This is a genomic window from uncultured Shewanella sp. (assembly GCF_947495455.1).
Lineage (GTDB): Bacteria > Pseudomonadota > Gammaproteobacteria > Enterobacterales > Shewanellaceae > Shewanella.
Window position 1 is genome coordinate 49,258 of sequence record NZ_CANLZC010000006.1, and the last position, 15,943, is coordinate 65,200.

A 15,943-nucleotide genomic window follows, 5' to 3' on the forward strand; every position below is an offset into this window, starting at 1 on the left:
TGGAGTTTATTCATGAACAACATCATTAAAATGCTCAACGATGAGCAAATGAAAACTGACGTACCAGAATTTGGCGCAGGTGATACTGTCGTTGTTAAAGTACGTGTTAAAGAAGGCGGAAAAGAGCGTTTACAGGCTTTTGAAGGCGTTGTAATCGCAAAGCGTAACCGTGGTCTGCATTCAGCATTCACAGTACGTAAAATCTCTAATGGCGAAGGTGTTGAGCGTGCATTCCAAACGCATAGCCCAATCATCGCAGGCATCGAAGTGAAGCGTCGCGGTCGTGTTCGTCGTGCTAAACTTTACTATTTGCGTGAGCGTTCAGGTAAGTCTGCGCGTATCCGTGAGAAACTGGCTAACAAATAAACTTTTATTTGTTAGAAAAACGATGCAGTGTTCGCACAAAAAACCGCCCTTGAGGCGGTTTTTTGTGTCTTAACGCCATGAGACATATTGGTTTAATGATAAACTAATACCTCATTTCTAAAAGTGTGAGTTTGGCTTGTTTACAGTGAGGTTGTAATGATGTAATATTGCGCCATTACAGTATTGGTTATATATACAGCCTTAGGTGAAAACATGCAGCAAGACACTATTAACAATATCCATATTACTTCTGAAGAGGTACTTATCAGCCCTAAAGCGCTTAAGCAGGCCTTACCTTTATCTGAGCGTGGCAGTCAATTTGTGTTAAATGCACGTCAGACAGTGTCAAATATTGTGCATAAACGTGATAACCGAGTCCTTATCATTACAGGCCCTTGTTCTATTCACGATCTGGATGCGGCTAAAGAGTATGCATTAAAGCTTAAAAAGCTACATGATGAATTGAGTGACGAATTTTTTATTTTGATGCGAGTGTATTTTGAAAAACCTCGAACCACAGTGGGTTGGAAAGGCATGATTAACGACCCCGATATGGATGAGTCATTCAATGTTGATAAAGGGCTTCGTCAGGCAAGAGAGCTGATGATTTGGTTGGCAGAGTTAGAGTTACCTGTGGCAACAGAAGCCTTAGATCCTATCAGTCCTCAGTATATGTCTGAGTTAGTGACTTGGTCAGCCATTGGTGCACGAACAACAGAATCGCAAACTCACAGAGAAATGGCATCGGGACTGTCTATGCCTGTTGGGTTTAAGAATGGTACTGATGGTAAATTGCAAGTGGCAATTAATGCATTGGAATCTGCTGCCAGTGGCCATCGTTTCATGGGGATCAACCAAGAAGGTCAAGTGGCGTTGCTTAAAACCGAAGGTAACCCTGATGGCCATGTTATTTTAAGGGGAGGCAAAAAACCTAACTATGATGCACAAAGTGTCGCAGAGTGTGAAGAGCAATTACATGCTGCAAAGTTAAATGCCAGATTAGTGATTGATTGCAGTCATGGTAACTCTTCTAAAGATCATGCTAAGCAGCCTTTAGTGTGTCATGATGTTTTTGAGCAAATTCGTAATGGCAATAAATCTATTATAGGGGTGATGTTAGAAAGTCATTTAAATGAAGGGAATCAAAGCAGTAATAAGCCCATGAGTGAACTCACTTATGGCGTATCAGTAACAGATGCTTGTATTAATTGGCAAACGACTGAAGTACTATTGAGAAACGGCGCTGAAAGTTTATCATCTATACTACCTCATCGCTTTGATAAGCCTTAATTAGGGAATGGAAACAAAACCCATGAATGAAAGAACAACGGCTGATCTTGAGAATTTAAGAGGCTTAATTGATGGTGTGGATCAACAATTAATTCACTTATTAAGAAAACGTTTGGATTTGGTGGCTCAAGTTGGAGCGGTAAAACACAGTGCTGGGTTGCCTATTTATGCCCCTCAACGGGAAGCTAATATGCTGGCAAAGCGCCGCAGAGAGGCTGAAAGTATGAATGTCTCTCCTCAATTAATTGAGGATATATTGCGGCGCTTGATGAGGGAGTCCTATCAAAATGAGAAAGACGTGGGCTTTAAGCAAGTTAAGCCTGATTTAGGCCATGTTGTCGTCGTCGGGGGCCAAGGTAAGTTGGGCGGCTTGTTTTCACAAATGTTGACATTATCTGGCTATGAGGTGAGATCCTTAGATAAAGATGATTGGCATAAAGCGGACAGTTTGTTTGAGGGAGCAGGCCTAGTGATTGTCACTGTCCCTATTCAAATGACCTGTGAATTAATCGCGACTCAGTTGACCCAACTGCCTAAAGATTGTGTCTTGGCGGATTTGACGTCAATAAAATCAGAGCCGATAGAGGCGATGCTTAATGCCCATGAGGGACCTGTGATAGGTTTACATCCCATGTTTGGTCCTGACGTTGGCAGTTTAGCAAAACAAGTCGTGGTAGTGTGTCACGGAAGGCAACCAGAAACTTACGAATGGTTACTGGAACAGATTAGGATTTGGGGAGCGAGGCTTGTTGAAGCTGAGCCTAAAGCCCATGATAAGTCAATGCAATTGGTACAAGCCATGCGCCATTTTTCTTCTTTTGTCTATGGATTGAACCTTTGTAACGAGTCGGCGGATATTGAAACTTTACTGCAATTTAGTTCGCCTATTTATCGACTTGAATTAGCCATGGTGGGAAGATTATTTGCACAAAGCCCAGAACTTTATGCTGATATTATTTTCTCTCAGCCTGAAAGCTTGAATGTCATTAGTGATTATTTAAAAAACTATACTCAAGCGCTGGCATTGCTGCAACAAGGTGACAAAGCAGGCTTTATTGAGCAATTTAAAGCTGTTTCTACTTGGTTTGGCGATTTTGCTTCGCAATTTCAAAAAGAAAGCCGTGTGATGTTGCAATCGGTTAATGACATGAAATCAGATTAGCAAAAGCACAGCGATGTTCAAAGGTGTGTTGAGTAAAAAGTAAAAGGCGTAGAGCAAGGCGGGAAAGGCTAATCTCATCAGTGAGTTGATCCTTTTGTTACATTCTTAATGTTGCAGAATTGTCTATTTGACAGTAAAGTTAGTATTGGGATACGAATGGATTTGCTCCTGATCGGTCTTTTATTTTATGGAGTAAATTTATGGGTTTTATGACTTCAACTTCTAATCTTTCATCAAATCAATGCCGAGAAGATGTGAGTCTCGGCCATTTATTATATGGCTTGCTTGCCGCTTTTCCCTTATTGCTTATTCCTGCCTTATTTAGCCTTATCATCAATATGTTACAACGTGAAAGTCATATGGGTGATATGCTTAAGTCCCACTTAAGTTGGCAACGTCGCTCTATATTTGGTTTGTTATTTGTTTTGTTGATTGGCTATGGATTCCATCCTTCATGGGTGAGTATGTTACTTTATTTATTTGGTACTTTCTGGTTTACTAGTCGCATTGTTAAAGGCTGGTTATGTTTGCTGGATGGGCGGGGGATATAATACCAATTCCATTATATAGATGATCAATTCAGAACTTCTCAGGCTTTTCAATTCAAGGCGCATTTATGCTGTAATGGTAATTCCCTTTCAAATGAATGCAACGCAGAAGTGGAGTGTCTGAGAAGCTCACCTTGTGCGGGTTTCAACATACTTTATGCTACGTTAGATGCTTTCGATATAGAATCACTATTAGCTTCAATCATCCGCCTTGCCTACAGCATGTTGAACTCCCGCTGAAAGATCACTTATATAATGGAATTGGTATAAAGTGTTTGAAAGGTTTTTGATTCGAGGCATATAATATCTTACTCGTTTAAATATTTTTTTGATATGTTTTTTTATTCTTGAATGTTAATCCATTAATTTTTTTGTTTTCTACAAATTTTTATTTTTTTAGAAGTTTTATCCTTTAAATCCGATTAAAAAGTAAGTTATTCATGTGTTGCTAATTTACTGTGTAGGGTTTTATATGGATCTCATCAATAATACTTATATTTCTGCTGCCGAAATTAATCGTGCTAATCATGCTGATAATCTGAGTGAACAAATATTGGCCCAATTTGAGCATGTTTGGGATCGGATCAGTGATACCTTTCTTGGAACAAATCGCGTGGAAGCAAAAGCATTAGTGAAGGTGTTTTATATTGCTCAACATGGATCTGGGCCATTGATGGAGCATAAAGATGAATTGCTAAAAGAGACGCAATTAGCTCAATCCGCGGATAAAATTAACAATAGAGTAGATTTGCTTTTATCATGTTATGAGAGGTTAGATGCATTATTAGAAGAGCCTGATTCTGGTTATCAGACTGAGCTTAGTTATAATCATCGTAAAGGGGAAATTAGTTTTCGACCCTATAGCTCTAATCGCGATGAGATAGTTGTTCCAATACTAATTAGTAGTCCTGCGCAACTCGGGCGGCATAGTGAGTTTACTTTAAATAATTTAGATGAATTAGGGGCGTCTCAGGGAAAGTTTGGACTTAATCGACATTGTGATGCGCTTGCTCAAATTGCCAACGCATTAAAATTTAAAGTTGAGCATGTAGATTTATCCCTTTCCGATGAGGCTTATAGACAGTTTAAAGTTGATACATTTACCCCTTTATTCAGTCTTTTTTCCAATCAAGGCGCGTTAGACATTAAAGGTTTAAATAATGCTATCAAGGACGTGAATACTTTTATTCAACCTCAGTTACATCTAACGCTTGAGCAAGAGCAGCATAAAGATGAAAAAAGTAACATACAAGTTAACGTTAACGTGCTGGCTTTATATGAATATGATGCTGAGACATTGCAGGCTGCAAAAGAAAGAAGTGGCGTTGATGAATTAGAAGATTTGCCCGGGCGCTTTGGCAATGTAACTTATGAGGCACTCAAAGCTCAGCAGAGCCCCAAACATCTTGATTGTCTTTGTTTAACGGTTTAAAGAAGCGTTTTTAAAGGGGCTCTATGAAGCACAAGACCCATAGGCTTATAATATTGAAGCGGATGGATGAAAACGATACGTAGAATTTAAGCTTTAACATTTATAATCATGAATTATGGTATACCAAGAATGCTGCATTTTGCGGCATTCTTGGTATATGTTTTTTACAGCATTAATATATTGAGTATTAAGTTGTCAATTTAGCGATAAAGTGCGTGTAAATTTTCATTGAGTTGATTGATTTCATTTTGAGCAATAGCTTGTGTTGATGGGGATAAGTGAAGCACGACTCCGTCCGCCTGTAGTTTTTTCATGGCGGGGATATAGGCGTTGATTTGCGGCATTTCAACGGCATAACAAGGGTTAACAATAACGGGTAAATGTGTGGTACTTTTTAAATAAACCAGTCCAGCTAAATCCAGTGAAATGTCTTGGCTATTATTCACTTTGATACCGGACTCACATAAAATCACTTGTTGGTTTCCTTGACTTAATACGGTATTACTGGCATTTAACAGTGCGTTAGTGCTTGCTGTGTTATTTCGTTCAATAATAACGGGAAGTAATAATGTGCCGAGTGTCGTCAGAATGGATTGATTGAACATTTGTGCACCGTCGAGAAATAACATATCGGCATGTTGTGCCGCGAGTGGTAAATCTGTTTCATGCTCAATGGTAATAATGCAGGCAAGATTAAAATGTGTCAGTGTTTTTTTCAATTGAATAAGCGTGTTATCTAGGTTGGGCTGTAAGTGTAACCCTCTGAGTTGTATCCCTTGAAAGCCTAATTCTTTTAAGGCCTTAACTTGTTGCTCAAATATATTTGTTTCAATGGGAAGCTGGAGTTCAATTATCGCGCCTGGTTGCTGCGCATTAAACTCCAATTGTTCGCATTTGATTTGAGTCGGACTCGTTTTATAGGTCTTGCTATATCGTTGAGGTTCAGGCTGGTGTAGTGTCTGCTCTGTTTTGTTGTCTGCTTCCTTTGAACTGCTCTCTACCATGAGTTGCTGATGGGCTAAATGGGTCGGTTTGACTGACTCACTGGGGTAGCAGCCTAGCACTTTGATAAAACGAGTAATCTTTTCTAATTCTTTTAAAGCCATTTTCATTGCACTTGATGATAGGTTTGCCTCAATATCGAGGTAAAACATCTCTTCCCAAGGTGTGCCTGCAATGGGTCTTGATTCGAGTTTACACATGTTTAAATGATGCTTTTTAAGTACTGATAATGCATCAACTAATGCGCCAGGTTTTTGTCCTGTCGCCATGATCAGGGTTGATTTTGCTGGTAACTGCTCTGGAACATCAACGGGTTGTTGGGCGACAACAATAAAACGACTTTGATTAATTTTTTGGTTGGCGAGTCCTTTTTCGATAGCCTCAAGTTGATATAAGGCGCCACCTTCAGCACTGCCAATGGCTGCAACATTTGAAGTACTGCTCTGTTTGACTTTTTCCATGGCTTCTGCACTACTTGAGCAGTATTCTAATTTAAATTCACCATGGATCCCCAGATAGCGGCTACATTGACTAATAGGCTGAGGATGAGCATACACTGTTTTAATGTGATTGATGTTGCTGCCTGATTGTGCCAGTAGACAATGCTCTACTTCGATGGTGGTTTCACCGACAATAGCAAGACGGGTATGTTGCAGGACATCGTAAACTTCATTAATGGATCCTGATGATGTATTTTCAATGGGGAGAAAACCATAATCAGCTTGACCCGATTCGACTGCTTGAATGATAGCGTCAAAACTCTGGCAACCGAGTTCTTGCATATCGACTTGTCTGCGTGCGCAGTATCGAGTGGCTGCTAAGTAAGAGTATGAGCCTTTTGCACCTAAGTAAGCAGCGATATATTGAGGCTTTTGTGTTTCAGGGTTGGCTCGTCCGTGCAAAAAAGCTTGTTGGTTTAGCACTGAGTCTTCAATAATACTTTGGTAAAGAGAAATGATGTAATGGGCATCGAGTCCTTTTTCGCGACCTTGTTTAACTAATCTTGCTAAAAGATCTTTTTCACGTTCAGTATCACGAATGGGGCGAACATCGACTTCTTTGCTGCGGGCGACATCTAAGCTTAATTCACGCCGTTTAGCCAATAAACTGAGTAATTCATTATCCAGTGCAGTAATTTGCTCTCGAGTTTGGTTTAAAGGGGTGGGTTTACTCATTTAGGCCTCTACATCTTTATTTTATATCGCATTAGAAACAAAAAAGCCTCCATTTTAGGAGGCTTTGGAATTTTCACTTTCGTTTATACACCGAAAATCCGCCTCCGAGTGGTGGAGGTGTAAAAAAGAAAGTAAATAGACCGTGATAGTGTATATTCATAGCTTAAAAGTAATAGGCTATAGAGTGAGTGTCAATGAAAAAGTCACATTATGAGTTGATTTATGCTTAGAAAGTAAAAAGCGCATCGGAAGATGCGCTTTTAAGTAAGTAAAATGTAATCAAGCTGCGTATTCCTCCTCATCATCATAGATAAAATCTTTGTCTCGAACATCATCTTCTAAAGTAAGTGTGGCTCGGCGCTGACTTTCGGGTTTATGGACTTGGCGATTAAGTTGTTTTTCCAGTTTTTGCCCCATTGCGTTGATGGCAGCATAAAGGTCTTCATTTTTCGCCTGTGCAAAGAGTCTCGCATTAGGAATGCCAACAGAAGCTTCGATTTTAAAGATTTGTTTCTCCTGTACAATGATAACATGCGGATTAAGGAACTGGACATCATGCCTTGAAAGCTTAGCAATTCTGCTTTCAATACGTTCACGGATAGAGTCAGTTACGTCAAATTGCTTACTAGTAATCTTTATCATATGTCGAACCTTCTGTTGTTTCCTTGAGTTCAGACTACCAACCTTTAGGGAAAAAGTCGTGACTTAAATCACATTTTTTCCCCCTTTTTTAATTGTTCGCATTTTATTTGATCACTTAGACAAAAATTAAAAATTATCTTAGTGATCATCTTGAAACTTAATATAAACCCGTGCATATTTGATGGGATAACTTCAACTGCAGTGTGGCTATTCAGCTTATTTTTGCATATTCTCGTCATCTTTATGTATTGAAAGACGCCTTTCAAATTGCATCATTTATTAGTTAAGAGTAAAGCAGTATGGATAACATTAAATTGAATATTCGAGTATGGGATTTTCCAATCCGCTTTTTTCATTGGTCCATGGTCGGGTTACTCGCAGGATTATGGTGGACAGCGTCTATGGGAGAGATGCAATGGCATCAATTGCTGGGTTATGTGTTGTTAAATTTGATCTTGTGTCGATTCATATGGGGGTGGATAGGCAGTGACACCGCGCGTTTTTCTTTTTTTTTGGTGTCGCCTAAAAAAGTGTTACAGCATTTGCAGCCTAAGAAAAGAGAGGTGCCTTCTTTAGGGCATAATCCTATTGGCGGGTATATGGTGATCTTACTCTTGTTGTTATTGAGCATTCAATTAATCAGTGGGTTATTTGCAACAGATGATATCTTCACCGAAGGACCACTTTTTCATTATGTCAGCTCAGATACTGCCGCTTGGTTCACTTGGTTACATAAAAACACTTTTAATGTCATATTGACATTTGCTGGAGTACACATTCTTGCAGTGTTTGTGCATTTGTTCAAAGGTGATAATTTAATTACAGCCATGGTAACGGGTAAAAAAAGAATGGCTAATAATAAAGGTCTTCAGCTCAGGTTCACGCATGCTTTTGTTGCACTAGGGCTCTTTCTGGTCATTGGCAGTGTGATATTTTATTTTTGGGGATGGCCTGTTTTCTCAATGCTTTAATAATGACAAGGTATTGTGCTGTCCTTGCCATTATTGTCATTATCTCAATATCTTTTTTAAGTGATTTAAGCTGTATTAATCTTTTTTGTAATCATCATGACAAGATTTACAGCTTTTTCCTGTTGTCATAAAGGCTTTTTGTACGGCTTTTTTATCTCCACTCTTGGCAGCGACGACTAAGAGATTGGCACTTTTTTGCAGTGTTTTCATTTGTTCATCGAACTTGGCTTTTTCTGTCCAAATTTTATCGAGAGCGTCACGTTGATCTAAACCTTTGGCTTGTATAAACCCTTCTAAAGGGAGTTTAGCTAAGGCGGCGACATTCTCAGCTCTGATGGTGACAGAAGCAGGATCGTAAGGTTTCTTTCCTTTTAACATGGCGCCAATATCGCCAAAATTATAAGCCATCAAACTAAAAGCGGATTGTCTGTATTTAACGGCATCTTCGGGCTTTTTGAAATTATTACTGGGGCTAGTTTCAGCAGCGTTTACGGTCAAGGTCGTGCAGGTAAAAAATGCCAGTAGGCTTAATGTTAGTTTGTTCTTCATCGTGCTCGCTCTTGTTATCTTGTTTTTGTTAGGGTGTTATTGTGCTTATATTGTTACACTTAATACTGTGTAATTGAAACTTATTTTTCAATGTTTGAATGATTAATAACAGGGTCAGTGAGGGGGGGAGCTTTTAGAATAATAGAGTATTGAATAATAATTTTGTTACAATAGGAATTAATTGTTAGGGTTGGGGGAAACAGGGGTAAACATGCGAGCAGAATGGGATTTAGTATTAGAGAAAGTGACTTCTCATCATGATCATAATGGATTGATAGATTTGTTTGAATTGTTACTGACAGAAGATGAACGCAGTGCAATCGCCAGCCGATTGAAGGTATTTCAGTCTCTGCTCGATGGTGAAATGAGTCAAAGGCAGATTGCTCATGAGTATCAGATCAGTATTGCGACGATAACTCGATGCTCAAATTATTTAAAGCAGATGTCCATTGAAAAGAAAAATAAGATCAAGTCACTCATTTTATAGCGCCAGTGGGATTGGCCCTAAAAAGCCTCAATAACAACAAGCATTGAGACTTTTTAGGGGGAGAGTTAATGACCCTCGCAGCAACCATCTTTATGTTCGTGTTGCTCAGTGGAATGACTTTCACACTGGCCTGACGCATGCACGTGACCATGGGCTAGCTCTTCTTCAGTGGCTTTGCGAATATCAACCACTTCAACATTAAAATGTAATCTTTGGCCTGCTAAAGGATGATTGCCATCAACAACAGCAACATTATCTTTCACTTCTACGACTTGAACGGGTCTTTGCCCCATTTCAGTTTCGGCAATAAAGCGCATGCCAGGTACGATATCTTCAACATCACCAAAAGCGTCAAGAGGGACTTCTTGGCGTAATCCATCATGATATTCACCATAACCGTCTTTGGCTTCAATACTGGCTTCTATTTTGTCACCAATGGTTTTACCTTCAAGCTCTGCTTCAAGGCCTGGGATCATATTTTGTGCGCCGTGTAGGTACAGCATGGGCTCACTGTCAAATGAACTTTCAACAATACGGTTTTCATCATCTTTTAGTTGGTAATGGATCGTGACTGCACATGCTTGGGTAATTTTCATGGTAAAACTCCAATAAATGAATGGCGAGCAGTTTAACTGGATTTGACATAAGATGCGATAACGGACTGGCATAACTTTGGCTTGATGTATTCATAGTGAAGCCCCAGAATTTGATATGAGTGAATAGTCATGCAGCTTTACTTGTGTTATTTGTGCCAAAATTACGCATTGAAAAGCAATATCAATCCTATGACTAAGGTGTGTAGTTGACTGACGAAAGTTTATTTTATTGCAAAGAATATTAAATTTAACGCTTGAGTAACAGTTATTTAAATAAGATGCCTCCATTAATAAACATGTTTTCCATGAATGGTTTGACCTGATGAAGGTAAATATTCAAGCTATTTAACTGCTAAATAGAAAAAGTGGGTAGTTTATTAAAATTATTCATAAAAAGGGGCTTGACAGTGAGCCTGTAAAAAGCAATTCTTTAAGGCATATATCAACGAATGAATTAAATTACCCCTTTTTATGATGCTTAGCCGCGCTCTTGTAACGATTATTATTACGACCACCACGATTATTATCGTGGGGACAGGCTGAGCGTATCTAATATAAGATTAAACATTAAGCCTGCTTCCCATAAAGAAGCAGGCTTTTTTGTTTCTTAATCGGGGTGGGCACAGGAGAAAGTATGAAAGTCATGAAGTTTGGTGGTACCTCACTTGCCAATTGGCAGCGATTTCAATCTGCGGCAGCCATTGTGGCAAAATCTGCCAATGAGGAGCCTATTGCTGTTGTTTTATCTGCGCCCGCAACGATTACCAATAGCTTGTTGGAAGTCGTGAATCTTGCCACTGATGACGGGCAGTTTGAGCCGGTTTTATCCAGAATTGAGCAAGTCTTTACAACGCTTTATGGGCAAGCAGCAGAGGCGTTACTCTCTAGTAATCAAAGCCAACACTTACAAAATTGTCTGGATAAACAATTGGCTTTTTGGCGCAATAAATTACAAGGCATTACCTTGCTCGGTGTGTGCCCCGATAGTGTAAAAGCTGAAATTATTATCGGCGGCGAAAAACTGTCAGCGGCATTAATGGATCAATTGATTAATGCGATGGGCCATAGTGCCTCGCAACTTAATCCTCAGGCATTGTTACTTGCTGAGGGGGCAAGACTGGAATCAGCTGTCGATATTGAGGCCAGTAAAGTGAGGTTCAACGCCATTAATTTGAATGAACATAGAGTCTGGATAATGCCTGGCTTTAGTGCTGGTAGAGAAGATGGTTCGGTCGTTACCTTAGGGCGCAACGGCTCTGATTATTCTGCAGCAGTATTAGCTGCCTGTATCGATGCCAGTTGCTGTGAAATCTGGACGGATGTTGATGGTATCTATAATACCGATCCTCGTGTGGTTCCCGATGCGAAATTATTGGCACAGATGAGTTACCAAGAGGCCATGGAAGTCTCTTATTTTGGAGCCAAAGTGCTGCACCCTAAAACGGTTGCTCCAATCGCTCAGTATCATATTCCTTGTTATATCCGTAATAGTTTTAATCCTGATGCGGTCGGTACCTTAGTGTCCAATGCACAAGATGAATCGGGATTAAGTGTGAAAGCCATCTCTAATCTCGACGAACAAACCATGTTTGATGTCTCTGGGCCGGGTATGAAAGGCATGGTGGGAATGGCAAGCAGAACATTAGGTGCCATCTCAAGAAGTGGTGTGTCGGTATCGCTTATTACCCAAAGTTCTTCTGAATACAGTATTAGTTTTTGTGTCAATACCTCTGATGCGGCGAGTGCGAAACAGGCGTTAGAGCAAGAGTTTGAACTGGAATTGCAAAGTGAGCTATTAGAGCCGTTAGCAATTCGCCATAACTTAGCCATCGTGTCCTTGATTGGTGATGGCATGCGGACAAACAAAGGGATCACCGCCACCTTTTCTCAAGCATTAGCCCAAGCAACGGTCAATATTATTGCTATTGCACAAGGTTCATCAGAACGCTCCATTTCTGCCGTTGTCGAGCAGCGTAAGATTAAAAATGCGATTTCAGCTTGCCATCAAAGCTTTTTCGATGTGCAGCACTACTTAGATGTTTTTCTTGTGGGGTGCGGTAATGTTGGTGCTGGATTACTGGATCAAATTGCCAGTCAAGCAGATATGCTTAAAGAGCAACATATTAGTATTCGTGTGTGTGGCATCGTTAATTCCAGCAAAATGTTACTTAATGCTCAAGGAATTGATTTGGCGACATGGTCATCTTTGTTAAATGAATCCACTCAACACAGTGATCTTGACTTTATGTTACGTTGGGCTAAAGAACAGCAATTGCTTAACCCTGTACTCGTTGACTGTACTTCAAGTGATTTTGTGTCAAATAAATACCTTGATGTGATGAATGCTGGTTTGCATGTTGTCACGCCAAATAAGAAAGCCAATACTCGTGATATGGCGTATTATCAAGCGTTACGTCAAACAGCCTTAAAGCAACGTCGTCAATTTCTATACGAAACAACTGTGGGTGCGGGATTACCTGTTATTGATAACCTGAAAAAATTATTATGTGCTGGCGATAAGGTATTAAGCTTTAGCGGTATTTTATCAGGAAGCTTATCTTATATTTTTGGTATGTTAGATGAAGGCATGAGTTTGTCAGAGGCAACACGCATCGCCAGAGAAAAATGCTTTACAGAGCCAGATCCAAGAGATGATCTCAGTGGTATGGACGTGGCGCGTAAAGTGCTCATTTTAGCCCGTGAGATTGGGCTACAGATAGAGCTTGATGACATCGAAGTCGAGTCTGTGTTACCCCCTCATTTTGATGCCTCCGGTGATGTTGAAACCTTTATGGCGAACTTAACTGCATTGGATGAGGAAGTAGGAGCACAAGTCAGTCATGCTAAAGCCCAGGGCCGCTTATTACGCTATGTGGGACAAATTGATGATAAAGGCTGCCGCGTTAAAATTGTTGAGGTCGATGCCAGTCACCCTCTTTACAGTGTAAAAGGAGGCGAAAATGCACTTGCCTTTAATAGCCGCTATTATCAGCCTATTCCTTTTGTATTGAGAGGATATGGTGCAGGCACTGAAGTGACAGCAGCGGGGGCTTTTGCAGATGTTTTAAGAACATTAAATTGGACTCGTGAGGTAACAGCATGAGTGTGAAGGTTTATGCTCCGGCATCGATAGCCAATATTAGTGTTGGGTTTGATACTTTAGGAGCGGCATTGGCTCCCATAGATGGCACCTTGTTAGGCGATACTGTATCTATTGAGGCGATAGACACAGGTGTGACTTTGGTTGTTAAGGGGCCTTGGGCCCATAAACTCCCCACTGATCCTAAAGAGAATATTGTGTATCAATGTGCTGAGTTCTTTATTTATCAATTAACGGATAAAAGTGCTTTTACGGGAGGGATAAAGTTAACATTAGAAAAAAACTTACCCGTAGGTAGCGGACTGGGGTCGAGCGCGAGCTCTGTGGTTGCTGCTCTCTATGCGTTAAATGAGTATTTCAGTACACCATTTACCGAAGCTGATTTATTGTTAGTGATGGGTAAGTTTGAAGGGCAGATCAGTGGCTCTGTGCATTATGATAATGTCGCACCTTGCTATTTAGGCAAAATGCAATTGATTCTAAATGGAAAAAGTCAGGTGTGTGATGCCATTCCCAATTTTAATCAATGGTATTGGGTGATGTCATATTCTGGAGTGTCTTTATCGACAGCGAAAATGAGGCAACTTATGCCCGATCAATATGATAAGTCCATTGCAATTGAGTTTGGCCGTTATTTAAGTACATTTGTGCACGCTTCTTATAAACAAGATGAGGCACTAGCAGTTGATGCTTTACAAGATGTGCTTGCTGAGCCTTATCGAGCCGCTGCGATTCCGGGTTATATGGAGGCTAAAACGGCATTGCAAATTATGGGTATGTTAGCCACGGGAATATCCGGTAGTGGCCCCACACTTTTCTCTATCACTAATAGCCTTGAAAAAGCTGAGCAAGCTAAAGCTTGGTTGGATAAGCATTACCTGAATGATGAAAACGGCTTTTCACATGTTTGCCGAATTGATCCTAAAGGTGTAAGAATAATTTAATCGTGTTGAGTCTATTCTGGTGTGAATAGGCTTTAGCAGTATGCAATAAAGCGTGTATTGAACAATAAAGGGCAAGTTGTTATGCAGTTATATAATTTAAAGCATCCATCTCAAGTGGTGAGTTTTACTGAAGCAGTAAAGCTTGGGCTAGGGAAAGATAGAGGGCTATTTTTTCCAACGGAGATCCCCGTTTTGGAAGATATGGACAGGTTATTAGCACTGCCGTTTGTTGAAAGAAGCCAAAAAGTGATTGGCGCTTGGTTGGCTTCAGAGCTTGGACAAGACACCGTTGATGCACTCGTTGAAAAGGCGTTCAATTTTGATGTGCCTTTAGTGAAAGCAGATGAAAATCGATACAGTTTAGAGCTTTTTCATGGGCCGACCTTAGCGTTTAAAGATTTTGGCGCCCGCTTTATGGCTCAATGCTTGAATGTGTTAGCAAAAGATGAGCCCATTAATATTCTCACTGCGACATCAGGGGACACTGGGGCGGCAGTGGCTGATGCTTTTTTTGGACTCGATGCCATTAACGTTGTGGTGCTTTATCCAAAAGGAAAAATCAGCGTATTGCAAGAGAAGATGTTTACGACATTAGGCCAAAACATTCATACTGTTGCAGTTGATTCTGATTTTGATGCTTGCCAAGATTTAGTTAAACAGTCATTTGAAGACAGCACAATTCGTGATGGATTGCATCTAAACTCAGCGAATTCTATTAACATCAGTCGCTTACTTGCGCAGATTTGTTATTATTTTGAAGCCGTTGCCCAGTTTAAACAGCAGCATGATGTGCTACCTGTTATTGCTGTCCCCAGTGGTAATTTTGGTAATTTAACCGCGGGTTTGTTTGCGAAAGCTATGGGGTTACCTGTGAGCTATTTTGTTGCGGCGACGAACAGCAATGATACTGTTCCTCGTTACTTACAGGATGGACTATGGGCGCCTAATAGCACTGTGGCGACCATGTCTAATGCAATGGATGTGGCTGAGCCGAGCAATTGGCCAAGAGTCGAAGCAATCGTTGATAAAATGGGATGGTCGCTAAGCGGCATTAAGGGAGTTGCTCTGTCAGAATCACAAACCTCTACGGCATTAGTGGCCTTATATGAAGCGGGCTATTTATCTGAGCCACATGGTGCGATTGCCGCAGATGCGTTGAATCAAGTGATGAATGATAGCGAGAAAGGCATTTTCTTAGGAACAGCACATCCAGCAAAATTTAATGAAGTGGTTGAGGCGGAGCTTAATATTGACCTACCTTTACCTCAACCTTTGAAGAATGTTGAGAGTAAGTCGATTTTATCTGCCGAATTACCCGCCAGTTTTGATGCCTTAAAAGCTCATTTATTCACGATATTGAAATAATGGTATTAAAATAACAGTATTGACATGATTTAGAATAGAGAGATAGAAAGAGCAGCGTTAATTGGCTGCTCTTTTTTATTGCTGAAGGGAGAGAAAACTATATGAACAAGTTGTCTATTTCATCATTGAAATTATTATCGATGTCTTGAAGTTCTTTGAGTAGGCGATGTTTTTCTTTTAGCGCTTCTATTTCACGCCATTTTCGCTTTTTACTGGAATTTCTCGAGCGGCTGGGTTTTTCTACTACACTATCTAGCGCACAACCATAATCTAAACGATTCATAGCAACCTCCTGTCGTTTCTTTGTCTTCAAA

Annotated in this window: 14 protein-coding genes, 1 pseudogene and 1 other annotated feature; of the genes and pseudogenes, 10 read left to right on the forward strand and 5 right to left on the reverse strand. The window is 40.2% G+C overall.

The window, feature by feature from the left end:
- Positions 1–12: 12 nt before the first annotated feature.
- The 5 genes from rplS to Q0791_RS03305 all read left to right on the forward strand — a co-directional run bounded on the left by rplS (position 13) and on the right by Q0791_RS03305 (position 4,798).
- Positions 13–366, forward strand: coding sequence for a 50S ribosomal protein L19 (gene rplS, locus Q0791_RS03285; RefSeq protein WP_299002660.1), 354 nt, complete (start codon positions 13–15; stop codon positions 364–366).
- 213 nt (positions 367–579) lie between these two features.
- The gene (locus tag Q0791_RS03290) at positions 580–1,656 is read left to right on the forward strand and encodes a 3-deoxy-7-phosphoheptulonate synthase (RefSeq protein WP_299002661.1); all 1,077 of its coding nucleotides are present in this window, start codon (positions 580–582) and stop codon (positions 1,654–1,656) included.
- Positions 1,657–1,678: 22 nt separating this feature from the next.
- Entirely contained in the window at positions 1,679–2,818 is a 1,140-nt protein-coding gene (tyrA, locus tag Q0791_RS03295; protein ID WP_299002663.1) for a bifunctional chorismate mutase/prephenate dehydrogenase, read from the forward strand.
- A gap of 200 nt (positions 2,819–3,018) precedes the next feature.
- Positions 3,019–3,369 carry a hypothetical protein gene (locus Q0791_RS03300; protein ID WP_299002665.1) on the forward strand — a complete coding sequence of 117 codons (351 nt, stop codon included), beginning with the start codon at positions 3,019–3,021 and terminating at the stop codon, positions 3,367–3,369.
- Between the two features lie 469 nt (positions 3,370–3,838).
- Positions 3,839–4,798: a hypothetical protein gene (locus tag Q0791_RS03305; RefSeq protein WP_299002667.1), complete on the forward strand. Its 960-nt coding sequence runs from the start codon at positions 3,839–3,841 to the stop codon at positions 4,796–4,798.
- Between the two features lie 200 nt (positions 4,799–4,998).
- Here Q0791_RS03305 and Q0791_RS03310 read toward each other — a convergent pair whose 3' ends face one another.
- Positions 4,999–6,975 carry a chorismate mutase gene (locus tag Q0791_RS03310; RefSeq protein ID WP_299002668.1) on the reverse strand — a complete coding sequence of 659 codons (1,977 nt, stop codon included), beginning with the start codon at positions 6,973–6,975 and terminating at the stop codon, positions 4,999–5,001.
- 36 nt (positions 6,976–7,011) lie between these two features.
- Positions 7,012–7,133 (reverse strand) — a sequence feature (Phe leader region).
- A 121-nt stretch (positions 7,134–7,254) separates the two neighbouring features.
- Entirely contained in the window at positions 7,255–7,617 is a 363-nt protein-coding gene (gene raiA / locus Q0791_RS03315) for a ribosome-associated translation inhibitor RaiA (protein ID WP_299002670.1), read from the reverse strand.
- A 299-nt stretch (positions 7,618–7,916) separates the two neighbouring features.
- On the opposite strand from raiA, the gene Q0791_RS03320 reads away from it, so the two are divergent.
- A complete protein-coding gene (locus Q0791_RS03320; RefSeq protein ID WP_299002672.1) occupies positions 7,917–8,588 on the forward strand; it encodes a cytochrome b/b6 domain-containing protein in 672 nt (223 codons plus the stop codon).
- Positions 8,589–8,663: 75 nt separating this feature from the next.
- Here the strand turns inward: Q0791_RS03320 and Q0791_RS03325 are convergent, their stop codons facing one another.
- Positions 8,664–9,137, reverse strand: a complete 474-nt coding sequence (locus Q0791_RS03325; protein ID WP_299002673.1) for a cytochrome c — start codon at positions 9,135–9,137, stop codon at positions 8,664–8,666.
- A 211-nt stretch (positions 9,138–9,348) separates the two neighbouring features.
- On the opposite strand from Q0791_RS03325, the gene trpR reads away from it, so the two are divergent.
- The gene (trpR, locus tag Q0791_RS03330; protein WP_299002674.1) at positions 9,349–9,624 is read left to right on the forward strand and encodes a trp operon repressor; all 276 of its coding nucleotides are present in this window, start codon (positions 9,349–9,351) and stop codon (positions 9,622–9,624) included.
- A gap of 71 nt (positions 9,625–9,695) precedes the next feature.
- On the opposite strand, the pseudogene slyD reads toward trpR, so the two are convergent.
- Positions 9,696–10,220: pseudogene (gene slyD, locus Q0791_RS03335) on the reverse strand (peptidylprolyl isomerase); the annotation flags it as partial.
- Between the two features lie 634 nt (positions 10,221–10,854).
- Between slyD and thrA the strand changes: the two are divergent.
- The 3 genes from thrA to thrC all read left to right on the forward strand — a co-directional run bounded on the left by thrA (position 10,855) and on the right by thrC (position 15,629).
- Positions 10,855–13,323, forward strand: a complete 2,469-nt coding sequence (thrA, locus tag Q0791_RS03340; protein WP_299002675.1) for a bifunctional aspartate kinase/homoserine dehydrogenase I — start codon at positions 10,855–10,857, stop codon at positions 13,321–13,323.
- Positions 13,320–14,264: a homoserine kinase gene (gene thrB, locus Q0791_RS03345; RefSeq protein ID WP_299002676.1), complete on the forward strand. Its 945-nt coding sequence runs from the start codon at positions 13,320–13,322 to the stop codon at positions 14,262–14,264. The genes thrA and thrB overlap by 4 nt, the downstream gene beginning before the upstream one ends.
- Positions 14,265–14,345: 81 nt before the next feature.
- Positions 14,346–15,629, forward strand: coding sequence for a threonine synthase (gene thrC, locus Q0791_RS03350; protein ID WP_299002678.1), 1,284 nt, complete (start codon positions 14,346–14,348; stop codon positions 15,627–15,629).
- A 97-nt stretch (positions 15,630–15,726) separates the two neighbouring features.
- Here the strand turns inward: thrC and Q0791_RS03355 are convergent, their stop codons facing one another.
- On the reverse strand, positions 15,727–15,912 hold the full coding sequence (locus Q0791_RS03355; RefSeq protein WP_298768509.1) for a DUF3545 family protein: 186 nt from the start codon (positions 15,910–15,912) through the stop codon (positions 15,727–15,729).
- Positions 15,913–15,943 lie beyond the last annotated feature (31 nt).

Excerpts from the sequence above, each read along its gene's own strand:
- Q0791_RS03320 (WP_299002672.1), top strand. The coding sequence starts at position 7,917 with ATGGATAACATTAAATTGAATATTCGAGTATGGGATTTTCCAATCCGC.
- Q0791_RS03355 (WP_298768509.1), bottom strand. The coding sequence starts at position 15,912 with ATGAATCGTTTAGATTATGGTTGTGCGCTAGATAGTGTAGTAGAAAAA.
- raiA (WP_299002670.1), bottom strand. The coding sequence starts at position 7,617 with ATGATAAAGATTACTAGTAAGCAATTTGACGTAACTGACTCTATCCGT.
- Q0791_RS03300 (WP_299002665.1), top strand. The coding sequence starts at position 3,019 with ATGGGTTTTATGACTTCAACTTCTAATCTTTCATCAAATCAATGCCGA.
- trpR (WP_299002674.1), top strand. The coding sequence starts at position 9,349 with ATGCGAGCAGAATGGGATTTAGTATTAGAGAAAGTGACTTCTCATCAT.
- thrB (WP_299002676.1), top strand. The coding sequence starts at position 13,320 with ATGAGTGTGAAGGTTTATGCTCCGGCATCGATAGCCAATATTAGTGTT.
- Q0791_RS03290 (WP_299002661.1), top strand. The coding sequence starts at position 580 with ATGCAGCAAGACACTATTAACAATATCCATATTACTTCTGAAGAGGTA.
- thrC (WP_299002678.1), top strand. The coding sequence starts at position 14,346 with ATGCAGTTATATAATTTAAAGCATCCATCTCAAGTGGTGAGTTTTACT.
- rplS (WP_299002660.1), top strand. The coding sequence starts at position 13 with ATGAACAACATCATTAAAATGCTCAACGATGAGCAAATGAAAACTGAC.
- Q0791_RS03305 (WP_299002667.1), top strand. The coding sequence starts at position 3,839 with ATGGATCTCATCAATAATACTTATATTTCTGCTGCCGAAATTAATCGT.
- Q0791_RS03310 (WP_299002668.1), bottom strand. The coding sequence starts at position 6,975 with ATGAGTAAACCCACCCCTTTAAACCAAACTCGAGAGCAAATTACTGCA.
- thrA (WP_299002675.1), top strand. The coding sequence starts at position 10,855 with ATGAAAGTCATGAAGTTTGGTGGTACCTCACTTGCCAATTGGCAGCGA.
- tyrA (WP_299002663.1), top strand. The coding sequence starts at position 1,679 with ATGAATGAAAGAACAACGGCTGATCTTGAGAATTTAAGAGGCTTAATT.
- Q0791_RS03325 (WP_299002673.1), bottom strand. The coding sequence starts at position 9,137 with ATGAAGAACAAACTAACATTAAGCCTACTGGCATTTTTTACCTGCACG.